The sequence below is a fragment of the Mycobacterium sp. E2699 genome, from assembly GCF_001666745.1.
Lineage (GTDB): Bacteria > Actinomycetota > Actinomycetes > Mycobacteriales > Mycobacteriaceae > Mycobacterium.
In genome coordinates this window covers 40142-60623 of sequence record NZ_LZJH01000134.1, presented here as the reverse complement: position 1 = coordinate 60623, position 20482 = coordinate 40142, and the positions used below count along the sequence as shown (strand labels likewise).

General features: G+C 70.5%; 24 protein-coding genes. 15 read left to right on the top strand and 9 right to left on the bottom strand.

The window, feature by feature from the left end:
- The 3 genes from A5696_RS22910 to A5696_RS22900 all read right to left on the bottom strand — a co-directional run.
- The coding region (locus A5696_RS22910; RefSeq protein WP_231964565.1) for a cation diffusion facilitator family transporter at window positions 1-864 on the bottom strand (864 nt) is incomplete at its 3' end.
- Between the two features lie 41 nt (window positions 865-905).
- Window positions 906-1682 (bottom strand): site-2 protease family protein, encoded by a 777-nt coding sequence (locus tag A5696_RS22905; RefSeq protein WP_067883281.1) that lies wholly within the window; start codon window positions 1680-1682, stop codon window positions 906-908.
- A gap of 10 nt (window positions 1683-1692) precedes the next feature.
- Window positions 1693-2310 carry a peptidase M50 gene (locus A5696_RS22900; protein WP_067883280.1) on the bottom strand — a complete coding sequence of 206 codons (618 nt, stop codon included), beginning with the start codon at window positions 2308-2310 and terminating at the stop codon, window positions 1693-1695.
- 101 nt (window positions 2311-2411) lie between these two features.
- Here A5696_RS22900 and A5696_RS22895 point away from each other — a divergent pair, with 101 nt between their 5' ends.
- Genes A5696_RS22895 through A5696_RS22875 form a run of 5 tightly spaced genes read left to right on the top strand, consistent with a single transcriptional unit; the run spans window position 2412 to window position 7220 of the window.
- The gene (locus A5696_RS22895; RefSeq protein WP_067883279.1) at window positions 2412-3710 is read left to right on the top strand and encodes an adenylosuccinate synthase; all 1299 of its coding nucleotides are present in this window, start codon (window positions 2412-2414) and stop codon (window positions 3708-3710) included.
- Window positions 3707-4345, top strand: coding sequence for a PaaI family thioesterase (locus A5696_RS22890; RefSeq protein WP_067883278.1), 639 nt, complete (start codon window positions 3707-3709; stop codon window positions 4343-4345). Before A5696_RS22895 ends, A5696_RS22890 begins: the two co-directional genes overlap by 4 nt.
- A gap of 28 nt (window positions 4346-4373) precedes the next feature.
- Window positions 4374-5585 carry a formate-dependent phosphoribosylglycinamide formyltransferase gene (purT, locus tag A5696_RS22885; RefSeq protein WP_067883277.1) on the top strand — a complete coding sequence of 404 codons (1212 nt, stop codon included), beginning with the start codon at window positions 4374-4376 and terminating at the stop codon, window positions 5583-5585.
- Complete coding sequence (locus A5696_RS22880; RefSeq protein WP_067883276.1) at window positions 5582-5998, top strand: rhodanese-like domain-containing protein; 417 nt, start codon at window positions 5582-5584, stop codon at window positions 5996-5998. Before purT ends, A5696_RS22880 begins: the two co-directional genes overlap by 4 nt.
- Before the next feature lie 7 nt (window positions 5999-6005).
- Window positions 6006-7220 (top strand): O-succinylhomoserine sulfhydrylase, encoded by a 1215-nt coding sequence (locus A5696_RS22875; RefSeq protein WP_067883275.1) that lies wholly within the window; start codon window positions 6006-6008, stop codon window positions 7218-7220.
- Here the strand turns inward: A5696_RS22875 and A5696_RS22870 are convergent.
- Window positions 7217-8596, bottom strand: coding sequence for an NAD(P)/FAD-dependent oxidoreductase (locus A5696_RS22870; protein WP_067883274.1), 1380 nt, complete (start codon window positions 8594-8596; stop codon window positions 7217-7219). The two genes, A5696_RS22875 and A5696_RS22870, sit on opposite strands and share 4 nt — an antisense overlap.
- Before the next feature lie 11 nt (window positions 8597-8607).
- Here A5696_RS22870 and A5696_RS22865 point away from each other — a divergent pair, with 11 nt between their 5' ends.
- Window positions 8608-10170: an HNH endonuclease signature motif containing protein gene (locus A5696_RS22865; protein ID WP_067883273.1), complete on the top strand. Its 1563-nt coding sequence runs from the start codon at window positions 8608-8610 to the stop codon at window positions 10168-10170.
- On the opposite strand, the gene A5696_RS22860 is transcribed toward A5696_RS22865, so the two are convergent.
- Window positions 10167-10421, bottom strand: a complete 255-nt coding sequence (locus tag A5696_RS22860; protein ID WP_067883272.1) for a hypothetical protein — start codon at window positions 10419-10421, stop codon at window positions 10167-10169. The two genes, A5696_RS22865 and A5696_RS22860, sit on opposite strands and share 4 nt — an antisense overlap.
- A 109-nt stretch (window positions 10422-10530) precedes the next feature.
- Between A5696_RS22860 and A5696_RS22855 the strand changes: the two genes are divergently transcribed.
- Both A5696_RS22855 and A5696_RS28545 read left to right on the top strand, forming a co-directional pair.
- Complete coding sequence (locus tag A5696_RS22855) at window positions 10531-10821, top strand: hypothetical protein (RefSeq protein ID WP_067883271.1); 291 nt, start codon at window positions 10531-10533, stop codon at window positions 10819-10821.
- Between the two features lie 88 nt (window positions 10822-10909).
- Entirely contained in the window at window positions 10910-11317 is a 408-nt protein-coding gene (locus A5696_RS28545) for a DUF4190 domain-containing protein (protein ID WP_067883270.1), read from the top strand.
- Here A5696_RS28545 and A5696_RS22845 read toward each other — a convergent pair.
- Together A5696_RS22845 and A5696_RS22840 are read right to left on the bottom strand one after the other, a co-directional pair.
- Window positions 11314-11925, bottom strand: a complete 612-nt coding sequence (locus A5696_RS22845) for a hypothetical protein (RefSeq protein ID WP_067883269.1) — start codon at window positions 11923-11925, stop codon at window positions 11314-11316. The two genes, A5696_RS28545 and A5696_RS22845, sit on opposite strands and share 4 nt — an antisense overlap.
- Window positions 11926-11937: 12 nt before the next feature.
- Window positions 11938-13122, bottom strand: coding sequence for an acyl-CoA dehydrogenase (locus tag A5696_RS22840; protein ID WP_067883268.1), 1185 nt, complete (start codon window positions 13120-13122; stop codon window positions 11938-11940).
- Between the two features lie 35 nt (window positions 13123-13157).
- Here A5696_RS22840 and A5696_RS22835 point away from each other — a divergent pair, with 35 nt between their 5' ends.
- The 7 genes from A5696_RS22835 (at window position 13158) to A5696_RS22805 (ending at window position 19276) form a co-directional block, all read left to right on the top strand.
- Complete coding sequence (locus tag A5696_RS22835; protein ID WP_067883267.1) at window positions 13158-13529, top strand: DUF3054 domain-containing protein; 372 nt, start codon at window positions 13158-13160, stop codon at window positions 13527-13529.
- 5 nt (window positions 13530-13534) lie between these two features.
- Window positions 13535-14440 (top strand): class I SAM-dependent methyltransferase, encoded by a 906-nt coding sequence (locus A5696_RS22830; RefSeq protein ID WP_067883266.1) that lies wholly within the window; start codon window positions 13535-13537, stop codon window positions 14438-14440.
- Window positions 14441-14594: 154 nt separating this feature from the next.
- The gene (locus A5696_RS22825) at window positions 14595-15185 is read left to right on the top strand and encodes a fasciclin domain-containing protein (protein WP_067883265.1); all 591 of its coding nucleotides are present in this window, start codon (window positions 14595-14597) and stop codon (window positions 15183-15185) included.
- Window positions 15186-15238: 53 nt separating this feature from the next.
- Window positions 15239-15727, top strand: coding sequence for a GNAT family N-acetyltransferase (locus A5696_RS22820; protein WP_067883264.1), 489 nt, complete (start codon window positions 15239-15241; stop codon window positions 15725-15727).
- On the top strand, window positions 15724-16821 hold the full coding sequence (locus A5696_RS22815; RefSeq protein WP_067883263.1) for an LLM class flavin-dependent oxidoreductase: 1098 nt from the start codon (window positions 15724-15726) through the stop codon (window positions 16819-16821). Before A5696_RS22820 ends, A5696_RS22815 begins: the two co-directional genes overlap by 4 nt.
- Window positions 16818-17939 carry an LLM class flavin-dependent oxidoreductase gene (locus A5696_RS22810; protein WP_067883262.1) on the top strand — a complete coding sequence of 374 codons (1122 nt, stop codon included), beginning with the start codon at window positions 16818-16820 and terminating at the stop codon, window positions 17937-17939. The genes A5696_RS22815 and A5696_RS22810 overlap by 4 nt, the downstream gene beginning before the upstream one ends.
- A complete protein-coding gene (locus tag A5696_RS22805) occupies window positions 17921-19276 on the top strand; it encodes an NtaA/DmoA family FMN-dependent monooxygenase (protein WP_369803381.1) in 1356 nt (451 codons plus the stop codon). The genes A5696_RS22810 and A5696_RS22805 overlap by 19 nt, the downstream gene beginning before the upstream one ends.
- Here A5696_RS22805 and A5696_RS22800 read toward each other — a convergent pair.
- The gene (locus tag A5696_RS22800; protein WP_255382826.1) at window positions 19273-19704 is read right to left on the bottom strand and encodes an SRPBCC domain-containing protein; all 432 of its coding nucleotides are present in this window, start codon (window positions 19702-19704) and stop codon (window positions 19273-19275) included. The genes A5696_RS22805 and A5696_RS22800 overlap by 4 nt on opposite strands.
- A 17-nt stretch (window positions 19705-19721) precedes the next feature.
- Window positions 19722-20468, bottom strand: a complete 747-nt coding sequence (locus tag A5696_RS22795; RefSeq protein ID WP_231964563.1) for an MBL fold metallo-hydrolase — start codon at window positions 20466-20468, stop codon at window positions 19722-19724.
- Window positions 20469-20482 lie beyond the last annotated feature (14 nt).

The window sequence follows — 20482 nt, the reverse complement described above, 5'->3', positions numbered from 1 at the left end:
CACCGTCACGACGCGCTGGCCGTACGCCGACGTGGTGGTCGCGGTGCTGGTCGCGCTGTGGGTGCTGCCCCGGGCCGTCTCGCTGGCCCGCGCGGCGCTGCGGATCCTGTCCGAGACGTCGCCGGCCCACATCGACGTGGAGGAGTTGCGCAGCGCGCTCGGCGCCGTCGACGGCGTCACCGAGGTGCACGACCTGCACGTGTGGACGCTGTCGCCGGGCAAGGACATGTGCACCGCGCACCTGACCAGCGACGGCGACTCGGCCCGGGGCAGCACCCACAGCGCGACCAGCACCGCGACCACCACGTCGGCGTACGGCCAGCGCGTCGTGACGGTGACGATGCCGGCGATCAGCACGCCGACGCTGCTGACGCTGTCGGCGACCACCTCCATGTAGGCGCCCCTGACCGCCAGGCTGCCCTCCGAATGCGACCGGAGCAGGAGCGCTACCACCAGGTTGGCGAGCAGCCCGGCCAGTGCGACCACGATCATCGGCACGCCCGGGACCGTCGGGGTTTCCTTCAGCCGCTGGAACGCCTCCCAGAGGATGAACATCGCGACCCCGATCAGCAGCCCGGCGTTGGCGACCGCGGTGAACACCTCGGCGCGGTGCCAGCCGTAGGTGCGTGCGGGCGACGAGCTGCCGCGGCGGGCCAGCGTGACGGCGGCCAGCCCCATGAACACGGCGACCACGTCGGTGAGCATGTGCCCGGCGTCGGCCAGCAGCGCCATCGAGTTGATCAGTATCGAGGTGGTCAATTCGATCACGAAGAACGCCGCCAGGATGGCCGCGGCGGCGACCATGCGGGGGATCATCCGGGACGAGTCGGTCTCGGCGGGGAGGTGGTTGTGGCCGGCGCCCATAGCCCAGCAATATATGCGCAATGGCGCATATATGGCAACCGCTAGATCCAGCGGCTCCAGAACCGGGTGAGCTGGTTGCCCCAGGACACCAGCACGGGCGGCACGCCGGAGAAATGGAACAACCAGAGCACCAGCCCGAAGAACCACTGGCTGGCCGCGAAGAGCAGGAACAGCAGGATGACGAAGCCCCACTGCTTGGCCGGCGCCAGCGCGCGCTGCGTCTCGGGACTCAGATGCGGCTCGAGCGCGTCGTAGCCGTCGAGGCCCGGAACGGGCAGCAGGTTCAGCAACACCGCGGTGAGCTGAAGGAAGCCCAGGAACGCCACCCCGGACCACAGCACGGCGTGGGCCGGGTCGTAGAACAGCCGGGTCAGCCCCAGCAGCAGCACCGCCAGCACCAGGTTGGCCGCCGGGCCCGCCATGCTGACCAGCGTGCGGCGGGTGGGCGTCATGAACCAGGTCCGCACGTATACCGCGGCGCCCGGCAGCCCGATGCCGCCCAGCAGGATGACCACCATCGGCAGCAGCAGCGAGAGCGCGGGGTGGCTGTAGCGCCGCGGATCCAGGGTCAGGTAACCGCGGACCGCGACGTCGTGATCGCCGAATCGCCAGGCGGTGACGGCGTGGCCGAATTCGTGCAGGCACAGCGAAACCAGCCAGCCCGCGATGACGAAGAGGAAGACCCCGACATAGGACAGCGGCCGCACGCTCGATCCGGCCAGCCAGGCCAGGACGCCGCCCGCCGCCGTCAACGCGACCAGGCCCAGGAAAATCGGGCTGGGCCGCACCGATTCGTGTTGCCGCGCGGGGAAGCTCACCGCTGAAAAATTACCGGACCAGCAGCCAACCTTCGACGTGGCGGTAAAACGTCGACCGGCGCGCCGCGCGCGGCGCCGCGACGCCGTCGCGCACGACCGTGACCCCGGTGCTACCCAGCTGGGCCGCGCGGCCGGCGACCCACCGGCGCCCTTTGACCCGGGCGCGCAGGCCCGGCGCGGCCAGCGTCGGCTCGACCCACACCGCGGCGACGTCACCGTCGAAGAGCGTGGTGTCGTCGACGACGGCCTCGCCGCGCAGCAGCTGCCCGCCGTCGGCGGGCAACCAGCCGGCCCGGCCCACCACCACCGACCCGGTCTCGTCGCGGATCAGGGTCACCCGGTGCGCGGAGCCGCGCCGGGCGCGCCGCGCAGCCCGCCGCCCGGCCGGCGCGCGGTAGATCCGGGTTGCCCGGGTGCGGCGGGTCGGCACATAGGCCACCTCGACGTCCAGCCGGTCGGCGCGCAGCAACCGGGTCAGCACCGCGGCCAGGTCGGCGTCGGCGCCGACGACCGCCAGCCGCCGGTACGGCCCGATCGCGGCGTCGATATCGGCCGTGTGCACGGGCAGGCCGGTCAGCGGCCCGGGCACCCGCCGATCGCCGAACACCAACACCCCCACCGTCTCCATGTGTTACTCGCAACCTCCTGGCATAGGCCTGGGATAGGCTGGGCCACCGGCTGGACCACAATAAGCAGGCTGAAACGCGTGGGATTAGGCGGGAGCAAGGCATGCCGGCAATCGTCCTCATCGGCGCCCAGTGGGGCGACGAGGGCAAAGGTAAGGCCACTGACCTGCTCGGTGGGCGCGTGCAGTGGGTGGTGCGTTACCAGGGCGGCAACAACGCCGGGCACACCGTCGTCCTGCCCGGCGGCGAGAACTTCGCGCTGCACCTGATCCCGTCCGGGGTGCTGACGCCGGGTGTCACCAACGTGATCGGCAACGGCGTGGTGGTGGATCCGGGTGTGCTGCTCGACGAGCTGAAGGGCCTCGAGGATCGCGGCGTCGACACCACCAAGCTGCTGATCTCGGCCGACGCGCACCTGCTGCTGCCCTACCACGTGGCCATCGACAAGGTCACCGAGCGCTATATGGGCAACAAGAAGATCGGCACCACCGGCCGCGGCATCGGACCTTGTTACCAGGACAAGATCGCCCGGCAGGGCATCCGCGTCGCCGACGTGCTCGACCCCGAGCAGCTGACCCACAAGGTCGAGGCCGCGCTGGAGCTCAAGAACCAGATCCTGGTCAAGATCTACAACCGCAAGGCGCTGGACCCGCACCAGGTGGTCGACGCCCTGCTGGAGCAGGCGGAGGGCTTCCGGCACCGCATCCGGGACACCCGCCGGCTGCTCAACACGGCGCTGGAGGCCGGCGAGACGGTGCTGCTGGAGGGATCCCAGGGCACCCTGCTGGATGTCGACCACGGCACCTATCCCTACGTGACGTCGTCGAACCCGACGGCGGGCGGCGCGTGCGTGGGATCGGGCATCGGCCCGACCCGGATCACCGCCGTGCTGGGCATCCTCAAGGCCTACACCACCCGGGTGGGCTCCGGCCCGTTCCCCACCGAGCTGTTCGACGAGAACGGCGAGTACCTGTCCAAGACCGGCGGCGAATTCGGCGTCACCACCGGGCGGCGCCGGCGCTGCGGCTGGTTCGACGCCGTCGTCGCCCGCTACGCCACCCGGGTCAACGGCATCACCGACTTCTTCCTGACCAAACTCGACGTCCTGTCCAGCCTGGAGACGGTGCCGGTCTGCGTGGGCTACCAGATCGACGGCGACCGCATCCACGACATGCCGATGACCCAGAGCGACCTGCACCGGGCCGAGCCGATCTACGAGGAGCTGCCCGGCTGGTGGGAGGACATCTCGGACGCGCGGGAGTTCGACGACCTGCCCGCCAAGGCGCGTGACTACGTGCTACGGCTGGAAGAGCTTGCGGGAGCACATGTTTCGTGCATCGGCGTCGGTCCCGGGCGCGACCAGACGATCGTGCGACGCGACGTCCTGGCGGCCCGCCCGTGACGGAGCCGGACCCAGAAGAACTCGACCCGGAATACCAACACCACGGCGGCTTCCCCGAATACGGCCCGGCCAGCCCCGGGCCGGGGTTCGGCCGGTTCGTCGCGGCGATGCGCCGGCTGCAGGACCTCGCCGTGTCCGCCGACCCCGGTGACGACGTCTGGGACGACGCGGCCGACCGCGCCGCGGCCCTGGTCGAGGTCCTGGGCCCGTTCCAGGCGGAGGAGGGCAGGGCGCCGGCCGGCCGGACGCCCGGCCTGCCGGGGATGGGCAGCCTGCTGCTGCCGCCCTGGACGTTGACGCGGTACGCCCCCGACGGCGTCGAGATGACGGGGTATTTCACCCGGTTTCACGTCGGCGGCAACCACGCCGTGCACGGCGGCGTGCTGCCGCTGCTGTTCGATCACATGTTCGGCATGATCTCCCACGCCGCGGGACGGCCGATCAGCCGCACCGCCTTCCTGCACGTGGACTACCGCAAGGTCACGCCCATCGACGCGCCGCTGGCGGTGCGGGGGCGCGTCACCAGCGCCGAGGGCCGCAAGGCGTTCGTCGCCGCGGAGCTGGTCGACGCCGACGACACCGTGTTGGCCGAGGCCAACGGGCTGATGGTGCGGCTGCTTCCCGGCCAGCCTTGACTGTCCAGAACCGACCTATCCTTGAGCGGTGACTGACGGCTCGACCCACGGCCAGGACGACAAGACGACCGCGATCGTCCTGCCCCCGCAAACTTCCCCGCACGCGGCCCCGCAGGCTCCCGACGCGCATGCCGACGGCAGACCGGCGGTGCTGCTGCTCGGTTCGGGTGAGCTGAGCCGGGAGCTGGCCGGCGCGCTGGGACACCTCGGCGCGCGGGTGATCGCCGTCGAAGAGCACCTGACCGACGCCGACGCTCTCTCGCGCGCGATTCGCCACCACAACCCCCGGTTCGTGGTGACGGCCACCGACGCCGTCGCCGTGGGCGCCCTCGAGGCGCTGAGCGTGACCCCGGAGCACGAGCGCACCGAACTGGTGCCCAGCGCCCGCACCGTGCGGCTCACCGCCGATCGCGAGGCCCTGCGGCGGCTGGCGGCCGACGAGCTGGGGCTGCCCACCGCGCCCTTCTGGTTCGTCGGGTCGGTGGGGGAACTGCGGTCGGTGGCCGCGCATGCCGGATACCCGTTGCTGGTCAAGCCGGTGTCGGGGCGGGGCCACTCGGTGGTCTCCGGGCCGGACGACATCGAGCCGGCCTGGCAGCGCGCGGTCGGCGGCGCGGCGGGTCGGGTGATGGCCGAGACGGTGGTCGACGTCGACTTCAACGTCACCCTGCTCGCCGTGCGCAGGGAGGGCCCGAACGGTCCCGTGCTCGAATTCTGCTCACCGATCGGCCATCGCGACGCCGACGGCGCCGTGCTGGAATCATGGCAACCCCAGCAGATGAGCGACGCCGCGGTGGACGCCGCGAAGTCGATCGCCGCGCGCATCATCAAGGCGCTCGGCGGGCGCGGCGTCTTCGGCGTCGAGTTGATGATCAAGGGCGACGAGGTGTATTTCGCCGACGTCACCGCCCACCCGCACCCCAGCGTCTGGGTGACCCTGCGCAGCCAGCGGCTCTCGGCGTTCGAGCTGCAGGCCCGGGCCGTCCTGGGCCTGCCGGTGGACACCATGATGATGTCGCCGGCCGCGGCCCACCTGGTCGCCGCCGACCCGGACGGCCGGTCGCCGGCCGTCGCCGCGCTGAACGGAGCCCTGCGGGTTCCGGAAAGCGATCTCCGCATCTTCGGCCCGAGGTCCACCAGGCTGGGGGTGGCACTGGCCACCGCCCCGGACGTGGCGGCCGCGCGCGACCGCGCCCGACAGGTGGCGAATGCCCTGACTGTGCGAGACTCACGCGGATGAGCTACGCAGGAGACATCACGCCCCTCGAGGCATGGAAGCTACTGAGCGACAACCCCAACGCCGTGCTGGTCGACGTGCGCACCGACGCCGAATGGCGCTTCGTCGGGGTGCCCGACCTGTCCAGCCTGGGCCGCGACGTGGTGTACATCGAATGGGTCACCGGCAACGGGATGCCGAACCCCAGCTTCGCCGACGAGTTGAAGGGCCGGGTCCCACCCGCCGACGAGGAGCGGCCCGTGATCTTCCTGTGCCGTTCGGGCAACCGCTCGATCGGCGCGGCCGAGGTGGCGACGGAGCTGGGCATCACGCCGGCCTACAACGTGCTGGACGGTTTCGAGGGCCAGCTCGATGCGAGCGGTCATCGCGGTGAAACCGGTTGGCGCGCAGTGGGATTGCCTTGGAAACAGGGCTGAAGCAGGGATGAGCGACTCGGTCCGTACGCCCAGGGCGTTGCCCGACGGCGTCAGCCAGGCCACCATCGGCGTGCGCGGCGGGCTGTTGCGCTCGGGTTTCGAAGAGACCGCCGAGGCGATGTTCTTGACGTCCGGCTACGTGTACTCGTCGGCGGCCGTCGCGGAGAAGTCTTTCACCGGGGAGCTGGACCATTTCGTCTACTCCCGGTACGGCAATCCGACCGTGACGATGTTCGAGGAGCGGCTGCGCCTGATCGAGGGGGCACCCGCGGCGTTCGCCACCGCGAGCGGCATGGCCGCGGTGTTCACCTCGCTGGGTGCGCTGTTGGCCGCCGGCGACCGGCTGGTCGCGGCTCGCAGCCTGTTCGGGTCGTGCTTCGTGGTGTGCAACGAGATCCTGCCGCGCTGGGGCGTGGAGACGGTGTTCGTCGACGGCGACGACCTCGCTCAGTGGGAGCAGGCGCTTTCCAAACCGACGCAGGCGGTGTTCTTCGAGACGCCGTCGAACCCGATGCAGTCCCTGGTGGACATCGCCGCGGTGACCGAGCTCGCCCACGGCGCCGGGGCGAAAGTGGTGCTGGACAACGTGTTTGCCACGCCGCTGCTGCAGCAGGGCTTTCCGCTGGGGGTTGACGTGGTGGTGTACTCGGCCACCAAGCACATCGACGGTCAGGGCCGCGTACTGGGCGGCGCCATCCTCGGCGACAAGGAGTACATCGACGGCCCGGTGCAGAAGCTGATGCGCCACACCGGCCCGGCGATGAGCGCGTTCAACGCCTGGGTGCTGCTGAAAGGTCTTGAGACGCTCGCCGTTCGGGTCGAGCACTGCAATTCCTCGGCGCACCGGATCGCGGAATTCCTGGAGGGCCACCCCGCGGTGAGCTGGGTGCGCTACCCCTTCCTGCCGTCGCACCCGCAGTACGACCTGGCCAAGCGCCAGATGGCCGGCGGCGGCACGGTGATCACCTTCGCGCTCGACTGCCCCGAAAGCGCTTCCAAGAAGCGGGCTTTCGAGGTGCTGGACAAATTGCGGCTGATCGACATCTCCAACAACCTCGGCGACGCCAAGTCGCTGGTGACCCATCCGGCGACCACCACCCACCGCGCGATGGGACCCGAGGGTCGCGCCGCGATCGGCCTGGGCGACAACGTGGTTCGCATCTCCGTCGGGCTGGAGGGCACCGACGACCTGATCGCCGATATCGACCAGGCTTTGAGTTAGCCGGCTTGCTTCTCGGCCGCTTCGATGCGTTCGACCGCCGCCAGCGTCCCCTCTTGCGCCTGCCGCTCCACCCAGTCCACCACCGGCCGGGCATACATCATCTGGCTGGTGATCGCCATCTGGCCGCGGGTGCGGCCCAGGAAGGAGATGCCCCAGGAGAACATGGCGGCAATGCGGTTGCGGAAGCCGACCAGATACAACAGGTGCAACAGCAGCCACGCCAGCCAGGCGATGAAGCCGCCGAACTCCAGCTTGCCGACCTTGGCGACGGCGCTGTACCGCGAGATCAGCGCCATGCTGCCCTTGTCGAAGTACGCGAACGGCTTGCGGTCGGCCGGATCGTCGCGGCCCTTCACGGCCTGCTTGATCAGGCCGGTGGCGTAGTGCGCCCCCTGGATCGCGCCCTGGGCCATGCCCGGGACGCCGGGCACCGACATCAGGTCGCCGACGACGAACACGTACGGGTGGCCCTTGACGGTGAGGTCGGGCTCGACGACCACCCGCCCGGCGCGGTCGGTTTCGGTGCCGTCGGACTGCTCGGCGATCATCCTGCCCAGCGGGCTGGCCTGCACGCCGGCCGCCCACACCTTGCAGGCGCATTCGATGCGGCGCTCGCTGCCGTCTTTGTCCTTGACCGTGATGCCCATGTAGTCGACCGTGGTCACCATGGCGTCGAGCTGGACCTCGACGCCCATCTTCTCCAGCCGCCGGTGGGCCTTCAGGCCCAGCTTTTCGCCCATGGGTGGCAGCACCGCGGGCGCCGCATCGAGCAGGATGACCCGGCATTCGCTGGGCGTGATGGTCCGAAACGCCCCGCCCAGGGTGCGCGCGGCCAGCTGGACGATCTCGCCGGCAAGCTCGACGCCCGTCGGCCCCGCGCCCACCACCACGAAGGTGAGCCGGCGTTTCCGTTCGGCGGGGGCGGTGGCGACCTCGGCCGCCTCGAACGCGCCGAGGATGCGGGCCCGCAGCTCCAGGGCGTCGTCGATGCTCTTCATGCCGGGCGCGAAGGCGGCGTACTCGTCGTGGCCGAAGTAGGACTGCTGGGCGCCGGCGGCCACGATCAGGCTGTCGTAGGGCGTCACGGTCTCCATGCCCATCAGGTGCGACGTGACCGTCCTCGCCTGCAGGTCGACCGCGCTGACCTCACCCCACAGCACCCGGACGTTCTTCTGCTTGCGCAGCACCAGCCGGGTGGTCGGGGCGATGTCGCCCTCGGCCAGGATGCCGGTGGCCACCTGGTACAGCAGCGGCTGGAACAGGTGGGTGGTCGTCTTCGATATCAGGGTGACGTCGACGTCCGCCCGTTTGAGTGACCGGGCGGCATTGAGTCCCCCGAACCCGCTCCCGATGATGACGACGCGATGGCGCGACATGCCTCCACCCTATGTTGTCGGTGGGCGATGGCATACTCGAACATGTGTTCGAATCAAAGCGATCGTCGCCGGAGGTCATCGCGCGGTTCGATGAGGAGATCGAGCGGTGCTATCCGTCGAAGACGGCCGAGTCGGCCGCCCTGGTCGAGGAGATCTGCGCATCATCGCGGCAGGAAAACCAGGCGGCGGCCGCGCAGCTGGCGGCGATCGGGCGGTTGTTTGGGTATCGGTTGTCGCGCTGCTCGGACACCGAGGACTGGGCCGTCGACACCGTGGAGGCAGTCGCCGCCGAGGTCGCCGCGGCGCTGCGGATCAGCCAGGGGTTGGCGGCGTCTCGAGTGCGCTACGCGCGCGCCATGCGTGAGCGGCTGCCCCAAGTCGCCGAGATGTTCAAATCAGGGGACATCGACTATCGGACGTTTCAGACGCTGGTGTATCGCACCGATCTGATTGAGGACCGTCAGGTGTTGGCGGCGGTGGACGCCGCCCTGGCGGCGAATGTGGGGCGCTGGCCGTCGATGAGCCGGGGCCGGTTGGCCGGGCAGGTGGACAAGATCGTGGCCAAAGCCGACGTGGATGCGGTGCGGCGGCGCGCCGAAGCGCGACGGGATCGCGAGGTCTGGATCGGTGATCGGGTCGAGGGCGGCATCTCGGAGATTCATGGCAGCCTGTTCACCCCGGACGCGCACGCGTTGGATAAACGACTCGATGCGTTGGCGGCCACGGTGTGTGCGCGCGACCCGCGCACTCGCGAGCAGCGCCGCGCCGATGCCCTCGGGGCGCTGGCCGCCGGGGCGGATCGGCTCGGGTGCCGGTGCGGGCGTCCGGATTGTGCGGCCGGGACACGGCCACCCGCGTCACCGGTGGTGATTCATGTGATCGCCGAGCAGGCCACCCTCGAGGGCACCGGCGGCGCGCCGGGGTCCGAAGTGGGCGCCGACGGGTTGATCCCGCCCGAACTGGTGGCCGAGTTGGCGGCCTCGGCCAAGCTGATGCCGCTGATCCACCCCGGCGACGCCCCGCCCGAGAACGGATACGTGCCCTCCAAGGCGCTGGCGGATTTCGTGCGCTCCCGCGATCTGACGTGCCGCTGGCCCGGCTGTGATCACCCCGCTATCGACTGCGACGTCGACCACACCATCCCCTACGCCCTGGGCGGGCTGACCCACGCGTCAAACCTCAAGTGCTACTGCAGAATCCACCACTTGATCAAGACGTTCCTGGGCTGGGCCGAACAACAGCTGGCCGATGGGACGCTCATCCTGACGTCACCGGCCGGGCAGACCCATGTGACCACCCCGGGTAGCGCGCTGCTGTTTCCCAGTTTGTGTCGAGCCGTCGGCGGGTTCTTCCCGGCCCCCGAAGCCGAGCCCCCGGCTGACTACTGCGCCGAACGCACCGCGATGATGCCCCGCCGCCGGCGCACCCGCGCCCAAGACCGCGCCTACCGCGTGGCCGCCGAACGCCGGCACAACCGCGAGGCCCGCGAAGCACGCACGACGACCCCGCCCGGGGACTACTGGTCCTACGGCGGACCCGCCCCACCCCCGACCGACGACGACCCACCCTTCTAATCGGGCGGAGCCGGGCACATGTACTTGTCCGGGAACGTCACACATGCCGGCGGCAGCGGTTGATCCGGGCCATAACCGCCGGCGCCCTTCGGGATGACCAGCAGCCACCCGCGGTCCTGGCAGAGGAGGACGGCGGCACCCGGGCCGGGCCGGACAGCGCCGTTGACACACGGGTCCGAGTGCGCCACCGCCGGGACGCTGACAAACACCGACATGATCGCGGAGCAGACCGCGATGACGACCGCTCTCATAACAGCTCCATGCTAGCCGCCGGCCCGCGTCCAGGGTGACCTGGATCACAGGGCCGCAGAGGCGGTAGCGTCGTTGCGAGGCCCCAGCGGCGACGTGACGGGAGGCAGCATGAAGCGGTGGATCGTCGGAGGGTTGGCCGCTCTGGTGGTTGCCTCGGGGCTGATCGCCTCTGCGCCGCCGGCCGGCGCCGGCTGCCTGTACGGGGGACCCGTACTCAGCAAGTGCGACGGACCCGTCCAGCCCGACGGCACCTGGCAACGCTGCGTGGCAGCTCCCCAGTTGGTTCCGCACGGCGCCAGTTCCTACCTGGTGCCCGAACGGCGCTGCGACGTGATGGGCCCCGACCAGCGGCCGCCGGATATGTCCTTCTCCGACCCGCCGACGCACATCGACGGCTGAGCGGCGACGCCCGCACGGCGCCCGAGCACCGCCCTTCTACCAGGGGAAACGCGGAGTAGAGTGTTGCCTCTCGATGTAGGAGGCTGCCGTGACGGACCAACCGCCCAGCTACCCACCCCCACCGCCGGGCGGTTACGGTTACCCGCCGCCCCCGCCGGCGGGCGGCTACGGCTACCCGCCGCCCGGGTACCCGCCGCCGCCGATGGTCGGCACCAACGGTTTCGCCGTCGCGTCGCTGGTGTGCTCCCTGTTCGGCTGGGTCTGCATGTTCATCGGGGCTTTCCTCGGCATCATCTTCGGTTTCGTCGCTTTGTCCCAGATCAAGCGAACCGGCCAGAAGGGCCGCGGCATGGCGATCGCCGGGATCGTGATCGGCGCGATCGCGCTCGTCGCCGGCGTCGCGCTTTGGACCCTGGCGGCCCTGTTGCCGCACACCCCGAGCACGGATTCGGGCGCGCCGGCCGTGGTGAAAATCGTTCGGCTACAAGCGGTTTAGAACGGCCAGGCGCCGGCGTTGGTCTTGTACTTCGCGTTGAGTGCGGTGCAGAAGTCGTCGGCCGTGCCGGCCAGGAAGATGTAATAGGCCTCGGCGCCGCTGTGGCGGCTGTCGAAGGAGTTGGGCGTGGTCCAGCCGCTGTTGCACATCGCGGTGTCGCTGCCCAGGGTCGGCCGCCGCCAGTTGGTCTTGGCGCACGCGGTCAGGGCGTCGACGTTCGGCGTCGCGCTCTTGGCGGCGACCAGCATCGCGCCTCCCCACTGCCCGTCGTTGCGCCGGTAGGCGCGCGCCCCGAAACCGGCGTTGTTGGTCTGGCACGCCAACGCCCGCTTGAGCAGTCCGAACGGGGCCGCGAGCTGTGGGTTGCTCACGGCCGCCGCGGCGTTGATGAACTGGGCCGCGTCCGCGCCGTCGACCTCTTGGACGTTCGGGTTGGAGAGGCCGATCAGTTGCTGCGAGATGCCGGCGTTGTTGCCGCCACCGATGATCGCGCCGCCGCCGCCCGACGTCATCGGCGGCAGGGTGACCGGGTCGGCGGCCGCCCCGGGCGCGGACATCAGCCCGCACACGGCGACCAGCGCACCGATCCGGTAGGCAACTGATTTCATGATTGACTCCTGTCAGCGGAACGCATCGCTACCGGTGAACGCCTGGCCGAGGACGAGCTGGTGCATCTCCGGCGTGCCCTCGTAGGTCAGCACCGACTCCAGGTTGACCATGTGCCGGATCACGGGGTACTCCAGCGATATTCCGTTGCCGCCCAGGATCGTTCGGGCGGTCCGGCAGATCTTGATCGCCTCGCGGGTGTTGTTGAGCTTGCCGAAGCTGACCTGCTCGGGGCGCAGGCCGACGCCGTCCTTCAGGCGACCGAGGTGCAGCGACAGCAGCTGCCCCTTGTGCAGCTCGACGGCCATGTCGACGAGTTTGGCCTGCGTCAGCTGGAATCCGGCGATCGGGCGGCCGAATTGGGTGCGCTGCGTGGCGTAGTCGAGGGCGGCCTGCCACGCCGACCGCGCCGCGCCCATCGAGCCCCAGATGATTCCGTAGCGCGCCTCCGACAGGCACGACAACGGGCCGCGCAGGCCCCGCGCCTCCGGCAGCATCGCGTCGGCGGGCACCCGCACGTCGTCGAGGACCAGCTCGCTGGTGATCGACGCGCGCAGCGACAGCTTGTGGTGAATCGTGTTGGCGCCGAAGCCGGGGGTCCTGGTGGGCACCACGAAGCCGCGAATCCCGTCGTCGGTGGCGGCCCAGACGATGGCGACGTCGGCGACCGAGCCGTTGGTGATCCACAGCTTGCGGCCGTTGATCACCCAGTCCGAACCGTCCCGCCGCGCCCGCGTTTTCATCGCGGCCGGGTCGGACCCTACGTCGGGTTCGGTCAGCCCGAAGCAGCCGAGCAGTTCGCCGGCGGCCATGCCGGGCAGCCACTGCTGCTTCTGCTCCTCGGAGCCGAACTTCCAGATCGCGAACATCGCCAGCGATCCCTGCACGGACACCATCGACCGGATGCCGGAGTCGGCGGCCTCCAGCTCCGTGCAGGCCAGCCCGTAGTGCACCGCCGACGCCCCGCCGCAGCCGTAGCCGTGCAGGTGCATGCCGAGCAGGCCGAGCTCGCCGAACTGCTTGGCCAGCTGGCGAACCGGCAGGTCACCGATCTCGAACCACTCGGCGACGTAGGGCAGCACGTGCTCGGCGCAGAACTGGCGGACGGTGTCGCGCACCGCCAGCTCGTCGCTGGACAGCGAGGCGTCCAGGCCCAGGGGGTCGTCGCGGTCGAAGGCGGGGGGCGCGTCGGTGCTCATAGGGCCAGCCTGCCACTAACCGGTACTCTCGCGTCATGCTCAGGCTCCAGCGGCTGGCGTATCTGTTCTTGGACGTCATCGCCGTGGTGGTGTTCTGCGCCGTCGGCCGCCGCAGCCACGACGAGGGGCTCGACATCGGCGGCGTCGCGGCGACGGCCTGGCCGTTCCTGACCGGCACCCTCGTCGGATGGCTGGCGTCGCGCGCCTGGCGGCAACCCACCGCGGTGGCGCCCACCGGCGTGATCGTCTGGCTGTGCACGGTCGCGATCGGCATGCTGCTGCGCAAGGCCAGTTCGGCGGGTGTGGCGGCGAGCTTCGTGGTGGTCGCCGCGTCGGTGACCGCGTTCCTGCTGCTCGGGTGGCGAGCGGTCGCCGGGCTCGCCCTGCGGCGCCGCATCGACGGCTGACGGCGATGGCGCGGGCGCACGGCGACGGCTGGGACCCGACCAGCGGCGCCGGCGCGACCGCGGCGTTCGGGGCACTGGCCAGGGCGGTGGCCACGAACAGGGGGCTGCTGAACGACGCCTTCGCCGAACCCCTGGTGCGGGCCACGGGGGCCGAGTACTTCATCCGGTTCGTCGACGACGACCTGTTCTCCGACGACGGCGGCGCCGATCCGACGATGACCGGCCTCATCGACATCCTCGCCGTCCACACCCGGCTGGTGGACGAGTTCATCGCCGACGCCGGCAGGGCGGGCATCCGCCAGGCCGTGATCCTGGGCTCCGGGCTGGACACCCGCCCGTATCGGCTGTGGTGGCCGCGGGGAACGACCGTGTACGAGATCGACCGTCCGCAGGTGCTCGACTTCAAGTCGGACGTGGTGCGCGCGCTGGGCGCCACCCTGGCGGCGAACCGGTGCGCGGTGGGCATCGACCTTCGCCAGGACTGGCTGGCCGGGTTGCGCCGGGTCGGTTTCGACCCCGCTCAACCGACCATCTGGATCGCCGAGCAACTGCTCGTGGGCTACCTGCCGCCCGATGCGCAGAATCGGTTGCTGCAGGACGTCACGGCGGTGAGCGCCGCGGGCAGCCGGTTCGCCGCCGACCACATGCCCACCTGGACACCGCTGCACGTCGAGGCGAGCCGGGCGTTCGTCGACGGCTGGCGACGACACGGCCTGGACGTCGACCTGGCCAGCCTGACCTACCCGGGTGAATACCGGTACGTGCCCGAGCATCTGGCGGCAGAGGGCTGGAAAACGGTCGAGCGCAACGTCATCGACCTGTTCTCTGGCATGGGGCTGGCCGAGCTGTGGCGCGGCAGCCCCGACGACCTTGCCGTCGTTCCGGGATTCGTCACCGCGACGCGACCGTAAGACGCCATCAGCGGCTCGTTAAGCCAGTTAAAGGTTCATTTACTTAAATTTTCTCGCGGTGCCCCCATCCACCCGCGCCGCCGCTCCGAATGACCTGTGTTCCACGAGAAGACGGCCACGCAGGGCCGCCTGTGACGAAGGAGTCGAAACGCAAATGATGAGCATTGGTGCGAAAACACTTGCCGCAGCGGGTCTGGCGGCCATCGCCGTCGCCGGGGTGCCGATGGCTACGGCCTCCGCCGACAACTCGAGTGACCTGATCGGGACGGGTTGCGCGGACTATGCCAAGCAGAATCCGAGCGGACCCGGGTCCGTGATGGGAATGTCGCGTGACCCGGTGGCGACGGCGGCGTCGAACAACCCGATGTTGACCACCCTGGCCTCGGCGCTGTCGGGGAAGCTGAATCCGAACGTGAACCTGGTCGCGACCCTCAACAACGGCCAGTACACGGTGTTCGCGCCCACCAACGCCGCATTCGACAAGCTGCCGGCGGGCACCGTCGACAAGCTGAAGGCGGACTCGCAGCTGCTGACGGGGATCCTGACGTATCACGTGGTCCAGGGTCAGTTGAGCCCGGCGGCGGTCGGCGGCGTACACCCCACGCTGCAGGGCGCGCCGGTGACCGTGGCCGGCCAGGGCAACGACCTGCGGGTCAACAATGCGGGCCTGGTCTGCGGCGGCGTGCGCACGTCCAACGCGACGGTGTACATGATCGACACGGTGCTGATGCCCCCGGGCCAGTAAGGCGGACCCGCCCGGGGTGGAATGGGTGGGCGTCGGAAACGTTAGATGATTACGTGACGCCCACCCGGCTCCGCTTCGTCGCGGCCACCCACGAGGACCCGCTGGCGCAGCCGCTGCTGGCCGAGCTGGCCGTCGAGTACGCGCAACGCTACGGCGGCACGCCCGACGCGCACCTGGCCTGGCTGCCGGTGCCGACGGACGAATTGGCCCCGCCCGACGGCGGATTGCTCGTCGGCGTGGTGGACGGCGCGCCGGTCACCGGCGGCGCGTTCCGGCGCTTCGACGCCGAAACCGCCGAGCTCAAACGGATCTGGACCGACAGCGCCCACCGGCGCCGCGGTTACGCGCGGGCGCTGCTGGCGGCGCTGGAGGCCGAGACCGCCGCGCGGGGCTACCGGCGGCTCTACCTGATCACCGGCAACCGCCAGCCCGAGGCCGAGGCGCTGTACGACGCGACGGGGTACTGCCGCATCGCCCCCGCGGAGCCGCTGCCGGATTGGGGGCCGTTTCGCCCGATCGCCTTCGAAAAGTGGCTGGTATGACCGGTCAGTTCCACCTGGGCGTCGCGCTCGACGGGTACGGCTGGCACCCGCAGGCGTGGCGCAGCACACCGGCCTCCGACCCGGGCGCCCCGTCGGTGCTCGGCGGCCGCTACTGGGCCGGGCTGGCGGCCACCGCCGAGCGCGGGCTGCTGGACTTCCTGACCATCGACGACAGCCTGATGCCGCAGATCGGGCGAAGCGCCCGGATCCATCCGGATCGTCTGACCGGCCGCGCCGACGCCGTGCTGGTTGCGGCCCGCGTCGCCCCCGCGACGCGACACATCGGGCTGATGCCCGTGGCCACGGTCACCCACACCGAGCCCTTTCACGTCTCCAAATCCATTGCGACCCTTGACTTTGTGTCGCATGGGCGGGCGGGCTGGCAGCCACGGGTGAGCGCCACCGCGCACGAGGCGGCCCTGTTCGGCCGCCGCGACGTCTCCGGATTACCCCTGTTTGACGAGGCCGCCGAGTTCGTCGAGGTGGCGCGCCGGTTGTGGGACAGCTGGGAGGACGACGCGATCATCCGCGACGTGACCACCGGGCGCTACGTCGACGTGGACAAGCTGCACTACATCGACTTCACCGGAAAGTACTTCTCCGTCAAGGGGCCCTCGATCACGCCGCGCCCACCGCAGGGCCAGCCGGTGGTGGCCGCGCTCGCGCACGTCGGCCCCGCCTATGAATTCGCCGCGGCCGCCGCCGACGTCGTGTTCATCACGCCCACCGACGACGCTTCGGTGCGTAGCATCCTCGGCCAGGTGCGCGCGGCGGGCGGCGCGCACCTGAAAGTGCTTGCCGACGTGGTGGTTTCGTTCCACGGCGACGGAGACTTCCGGTCGGACGCCCTGGTCTTCACCGGCGGCGCGACCGAATTGGTGGACCTGCTGTCGGGTTGGCATCGGCTGGGCGTCGACGGCGCACGGCTGCGGCCGGCCGTCAACGCCACCGACCTGCCGGCGATCGTCGACGAGGTGGTGCCGCTGCTGCAGCGGGCCGGGCGTTTTCGCACCGCCTATCTCGACGGTGAGACCCTGCGCGCCCGCCTGGGGCTGCCCGTGGCGCGCAACCGCTATGCGGCGGTGCGCCGATGACCCAGGTGCCGCTGTCGATCCTGGACCTCGCGCCGATCAGCGCCGGCGGCGACGCGGCGACGGCGTTGCGCAACACGATCGAGCTCGCCCAGCACGCCGAGCGGTGGGGCTTTCGCCGGTTCTGGGTCGCCGAGCACCACTTCGTCGCCGTCGCCAGCGCGGCGCCGGCGGTGCTGATCGGGCAGATCGCGGCCGCCACCGACACGATTCGGGTGGGCTCGGCGGCCGTGCAGCTCAGCCACACCACGGCCGCCGCGGTGGTGGAAAGCTTCGGCATGCTCGACGCGTTCTATCCCGGCCGCATCGACCTCGGCCTGGGCCGCTCCGCGCAGCGCCGGATCACCAAACCGAAAAGCCCGAAACCGCCCCGGCCCGAACCCTCCCGCGAATGGCGCGAGGTCGACGGCGTCGTCATCCCGCCGCCGTTCGACCTGCGCACGCTGCTGGGCGGCGGCCGGGTGCAGGCCACCCAGGCCATCCTGCAGCAGCCCGATGCCGTCGCACCCGACTTCGCCGAGCAACTCGCCGACATCATGGCGATGCTGGCCGGCACCTACGAGGTCGACGGGTTCGACGTGCACGCGGTCCCCGGCGAGGGTGCCACCCTGACGCCCTGGATCTTCGGCAGCAGCAAGGGCCGCAGCGCCCAGGTCGCCGGCGCCCGGGGGCTGCCGTTCGTGGCCAGCTATCACCTCACCCCGGCGACCGCCCTGGACGCCATCGACGCCTACCGCGACGCCTTCGTCCCGTCCGCGGCGCTGCCGCGGCCCTACGTGGTGGTCTCGGCCGACATCGTGGTCGCCGACGACACGGCCACCGCCAAACACCTGGCGTCCGGCTACGGCCACTGGGTGTATTCGATCCGGGCCGGCGGCGGCGCCGCCCCCTATCCCGACCCCGACGACTGCGTCCCGCTGACCGACGAGCAGCTGGCGGTCGTGATCGACCGCGTGGCAACCCAATTCGTCGGCGACCCCGACGAGGTCGCCGAGCGGCTGGCGAAGCTGCAACGCGCTACCGGCGCCGACGAACTCGTCATCACCTCGGTCACCCACGGGCAGTCCGACCGGCTGCGCTCGCACGAACTGATCGCCAAGCGATGGGGGTTGAAGGGTTGAGCGTTCGAGAGGGCAAGCGCCGCAAGCCGATTCACCTGGGCGCCCACTTCCCGGGCGTCAACAACACCACGGTGTGGACCGATCCCGCCGCGGGCAGCCAGATCGAGTTCGAGTCGTTCGTGCACCTGGCCCGCACCGCCGAACGCGGCCTGTTCGACTTCTTCTTCCTGGCCGAGGGGCTGCGCCTGCGCGAGCACCGCGGCCGCATCTACGACCTCGACGTGGTGGGCCGCCCGGACACCTTCACGGTGCTGGCCGCGCTGGCGGGCGTCACCGACCGGATCGGGCTGACGGGCACCATCAACACCACCTTCAACGAACCCTTCGAGGTGGCAAGGCAATTCGCGACGCTCGACCACCTGTCCGGCGGCCGCGCCGGGTGGAACATGGTGACCTCGTCGGACGCCTTCACCGGCGCCAACTTCCGCCGCGGCGGGTTCCTCGACCACGCCGACAGGTACACGCGCGCCGAGGAGTTCCTGTCGGTGGCCCGCCAATTCTGGGACAGCTGGGCGGACGATGCCGTGCTGGCCGATGTCGACGCCGGCGTCTACGTCGATCCCGACCGCGTCCGCAGCGTCGCGCACCGCGGCCCGCAGTTCGACGTGCGCGGCTTCGCGACGCTGCCCGCCGGCCCGCAGGGTCATCCGATCCTGCTGCAGGCCGGCGACTCCGCCGACGGCCGCGCGTTCGGCGCCCGCAACGCCGACGCCCTGTTCACCCTGCACTCGTCGCTGGAAGACGGCCAACGCTACTACGCCGACGTCAAGGGGCGTGCCGCGGCGTTCGGGCGAGACCCCAACCGGCTCAAGGTGTTTCCGGCCGCGACGTTCGTCATCGGCGACACCGATGCCGAGGCGCAGGACAGGGCGCACCACATCCGCTACCAGCAGGTCAGCGGCGCGACGGCGATCGCGATGCTCGAGCAGGTCTGGGGCCGCGACCTGTCGGGCTACGACCCCGACGGCCCGCTACCCGACGTCGACCCGCTGGTCGACAGCACCATCACGCAGGGGCGGGTGCGGCACGGCGACCCGCTCGCGGTCGCCCGGCGCTATCGCGAACGGGCCTCGGCCGAGAAGCTGTCCATCCGCGAGCTGGTGATCGCCGTGACGAGCCGCCAGCAGTTCGTCGGCACCCCGGTGAGCATCGCCGACGAGATCGACACGTACATCCAGGCCGACGCCTGCGACGGGTTCATCCTGGTGCCGCACCTGACGCCGCACGGGCTGGACGAGTTCGTCGACCGGGTGGTGCCGCTGCTGCAGGAGCGCGGCGCGTTCCGGACGGAGTACACGGGCGAGACGCTGCGGGATCATCTGGGGCTCGGCGACTAGCGCGACTCGACCAGGGCCGCGAGCTTGTCCAGCGCCATCTGGGTGCCAATCTCGTTGTCCGCGGCGGAAACTCCCGGCGGTAGGCCGTCGTGAACCATCACCACTCGGGTGCCGCCGTCGGCGTCCGTCAGCGTCGTGGTGATCCGCATCAGCCCCGCCAAGGCCGGATCGGTCGTCTCGAATTCCAGCTCCTCGACCACCCGCTTGCCGGGCACCAGCTCGACGAACCGGCCGTGGTAGGTGTCGGTGGCCGCGGCGGTCTTGCCGTGCCGATCCGGCGATTCGTACGTCAGCGAAACGCGGAACCGCCCTCCGGCCCTGGCGTCGAACTCGTGCACGACCGCCGTCATGCCGTCCGGAACGCGCCACTGTGCCACGGCATTCGCGTCGAGGAGCGCCCGGTACACCGACTCCCGCGGGGCGCGCACGCGCCGGCTTACGCGGGTCAACTCGCCCGCGCCAAAGCCGCGTCGGTCGCCTCGCGTATGGGCCCGCGCCACACGTCGCCGTGACCCGGCAGCAGGACCTCGGTGTCCAGCAGGGCCAGCGCACCGAGGCTGCGCAGGCAGCTCTTCTGGCTGTGGCTGAACACCGCCGGCAGCAGCTGTGGGCCGCCGCGACGCAGCAGCGGGTGGCCGGTGATCAGCGCGTCGCCGCTGGCCAGCACGCCGTCGACGACATACGAGCAGTGCCCGCTGGTGTGCCCCGGTGTGGCGACGGCCGTCGGGTGGCCGGGGAGACCGGCGGCCACCTCGGCGCTGAGCGGCCGTGCCGACGGGATGCCGTCGCGGATCAGGCCGCCGCTGCGCACCACGTGCACGCCCCACACCGCCCACCGCGGTCGCCAAATGCGAACCGCCACATCGAAAATCGACACCTGCTCCAAGTACTCCCGCTTGGCGTGACCGACTTCGTCGGCGTGGCAGTACACCGGGGTGCCGTGCTCGCGGGCGAACCAGATCGCCGAGCCCAGGTGGTCGACGTGCGCGTGGGTCAGCAGGATGGCGCGCACATCGCCCGCGTCGTAGCCGAGTTTGCGCAGCGAGCCCAGCACGTCCTCGCGATCCCCGGGATAACCGGCGTCGATCAACATCACACCCGTGCCGTCGACGACCAGGGTCCAGTTAACGGCGTGGCCCCGGGCGAGGTACACGGTGTCGGTGACCTGAACAAGAGTCGGTGCTGGGCCCACGCAAGTGAGCATAG

What these genes read in the sequence shown, in the direction of transcription:
- A5696_RS22815 (WP_067883263.1), top strand. Translation starts at nt 15,724, where the DNA reads ATGACCGGTCAGTTCCACCTGGGCGTCGCGCTCGACGGGTACGGCTGG.
- A5696_RS22825 (WP_067883265.1), top strand. Translation starts at nt 14,595, where the DNA reads ATGATGAGCATTGGTGCGAAAACACTTGCCGCAGCGGGTCTGGCGGCC.
- A5696_RS22860 (WP_067883272.1), bottom strand. Translation starts at nt 10,421, where the DNA reads ATGAGAGCGGTCGTCATCGCGGTCTGCTCCGCGATCATGTCGGTGTTT.
- A5696_RS22830 (WP_067883266.1), top strand. Translation starts at nt 13,535, where the DNA reads ATGGCGCGGGCGCACGGCGACGGCTGGGACCCGACCAGCGGCGCCGGC.
- A5696_RS22880 (WP_067883276.1), top strand. Translation starts at nt 5,582, where the DNA reads ATGAGCTACGCAGGAGACATCACGCCCCTCGAGGCATGGAAGCTACTG.
- A5696_RS22875 (WP_067883275.1), top strand. Translation starts at nt 6,006, where the DNA reads ATGAGCGACTCGGTCCGTACGCCCAGGGCGTTGCCCGACGGCGTCAGC.
- A5696_RS22900 (WP_067883280.1), bottom strand. Translation starts at nt 2,310, where the DNA reads ATGGAGACGGTGGGGGTGTTGGTGTTCGGCGATCGGCGGGTGCCCGGG.
- A5696_RS22805 (WP_369803381.1), top strand. Translation starts at nt 17,921, where the DNA reads ATGGGGGTTGAAGGGTTGAGCGTTCGAGAGGGCAAGCGCCGCAAGCCG.
- A5696_RS22840 (WP_067883268.1), bottom strand. Translation starts at nt 13,122, where the DNA reads ATGAGCACCGACGCGCCCCCCGCCTTCGACCGCGACGACCCCCTGGGC.
- A5696_RS22870 (WP_067883274.1), bottom strand. Translation starts at nt 8,596, where the DNA reads ATGTCGCGCCATCGCGTCGTCATCATCGGGAGCGGGTTCGGGGGACTC.
- A5696_RS22865 (WP_067883273.1), top strand. Translation starts at nt 8,608, where the DNA reads ATGTTGTCGGTGGGCGATGGCATACTCGAACATGTGTTCGAATCAAAG.
- A5696_RS22895 (WP_067883279.1), top strand. Translation starts at nt 2,412, where the DNA reads ATGCCGGCAATCGTCCTCATCGGCGCCCAGTGGGGCGACGAGGGCAAA.
- A5696_RS22810 (WP_067883262.1), top strand. Translation starts at nt 16,818, where the DNA reads ATGACCCAGGTGCCGCTGTCGATCCTGGACCTCGCGCCGATCAGCGCC.
- A5696_RS22835 (WP_067883267.1), top strand. Translation starts at nt 13,158, where the DNA reads ATGCTCAGGCTCCAGCGGCTGGCGTATCTGTTCTTGGACGTCATCGCC.
- A5696_RS22845 (WP_067883269.1), bottom strand. Translation starts at nt 11,925, where the DNA reads ATGAAATCAGTTGCCTACCGGATCGGTGCGCTGGTCGCCGTGTGCGGG.
- A5696_RS22855 (WP_067883271.1), top strand. Translation starts at nt 10,531, where the DNA reads ATGAAGCGGTGGATCGTCGGAGGGTTGGCCGCTCTGGTGGTTGCCTCG.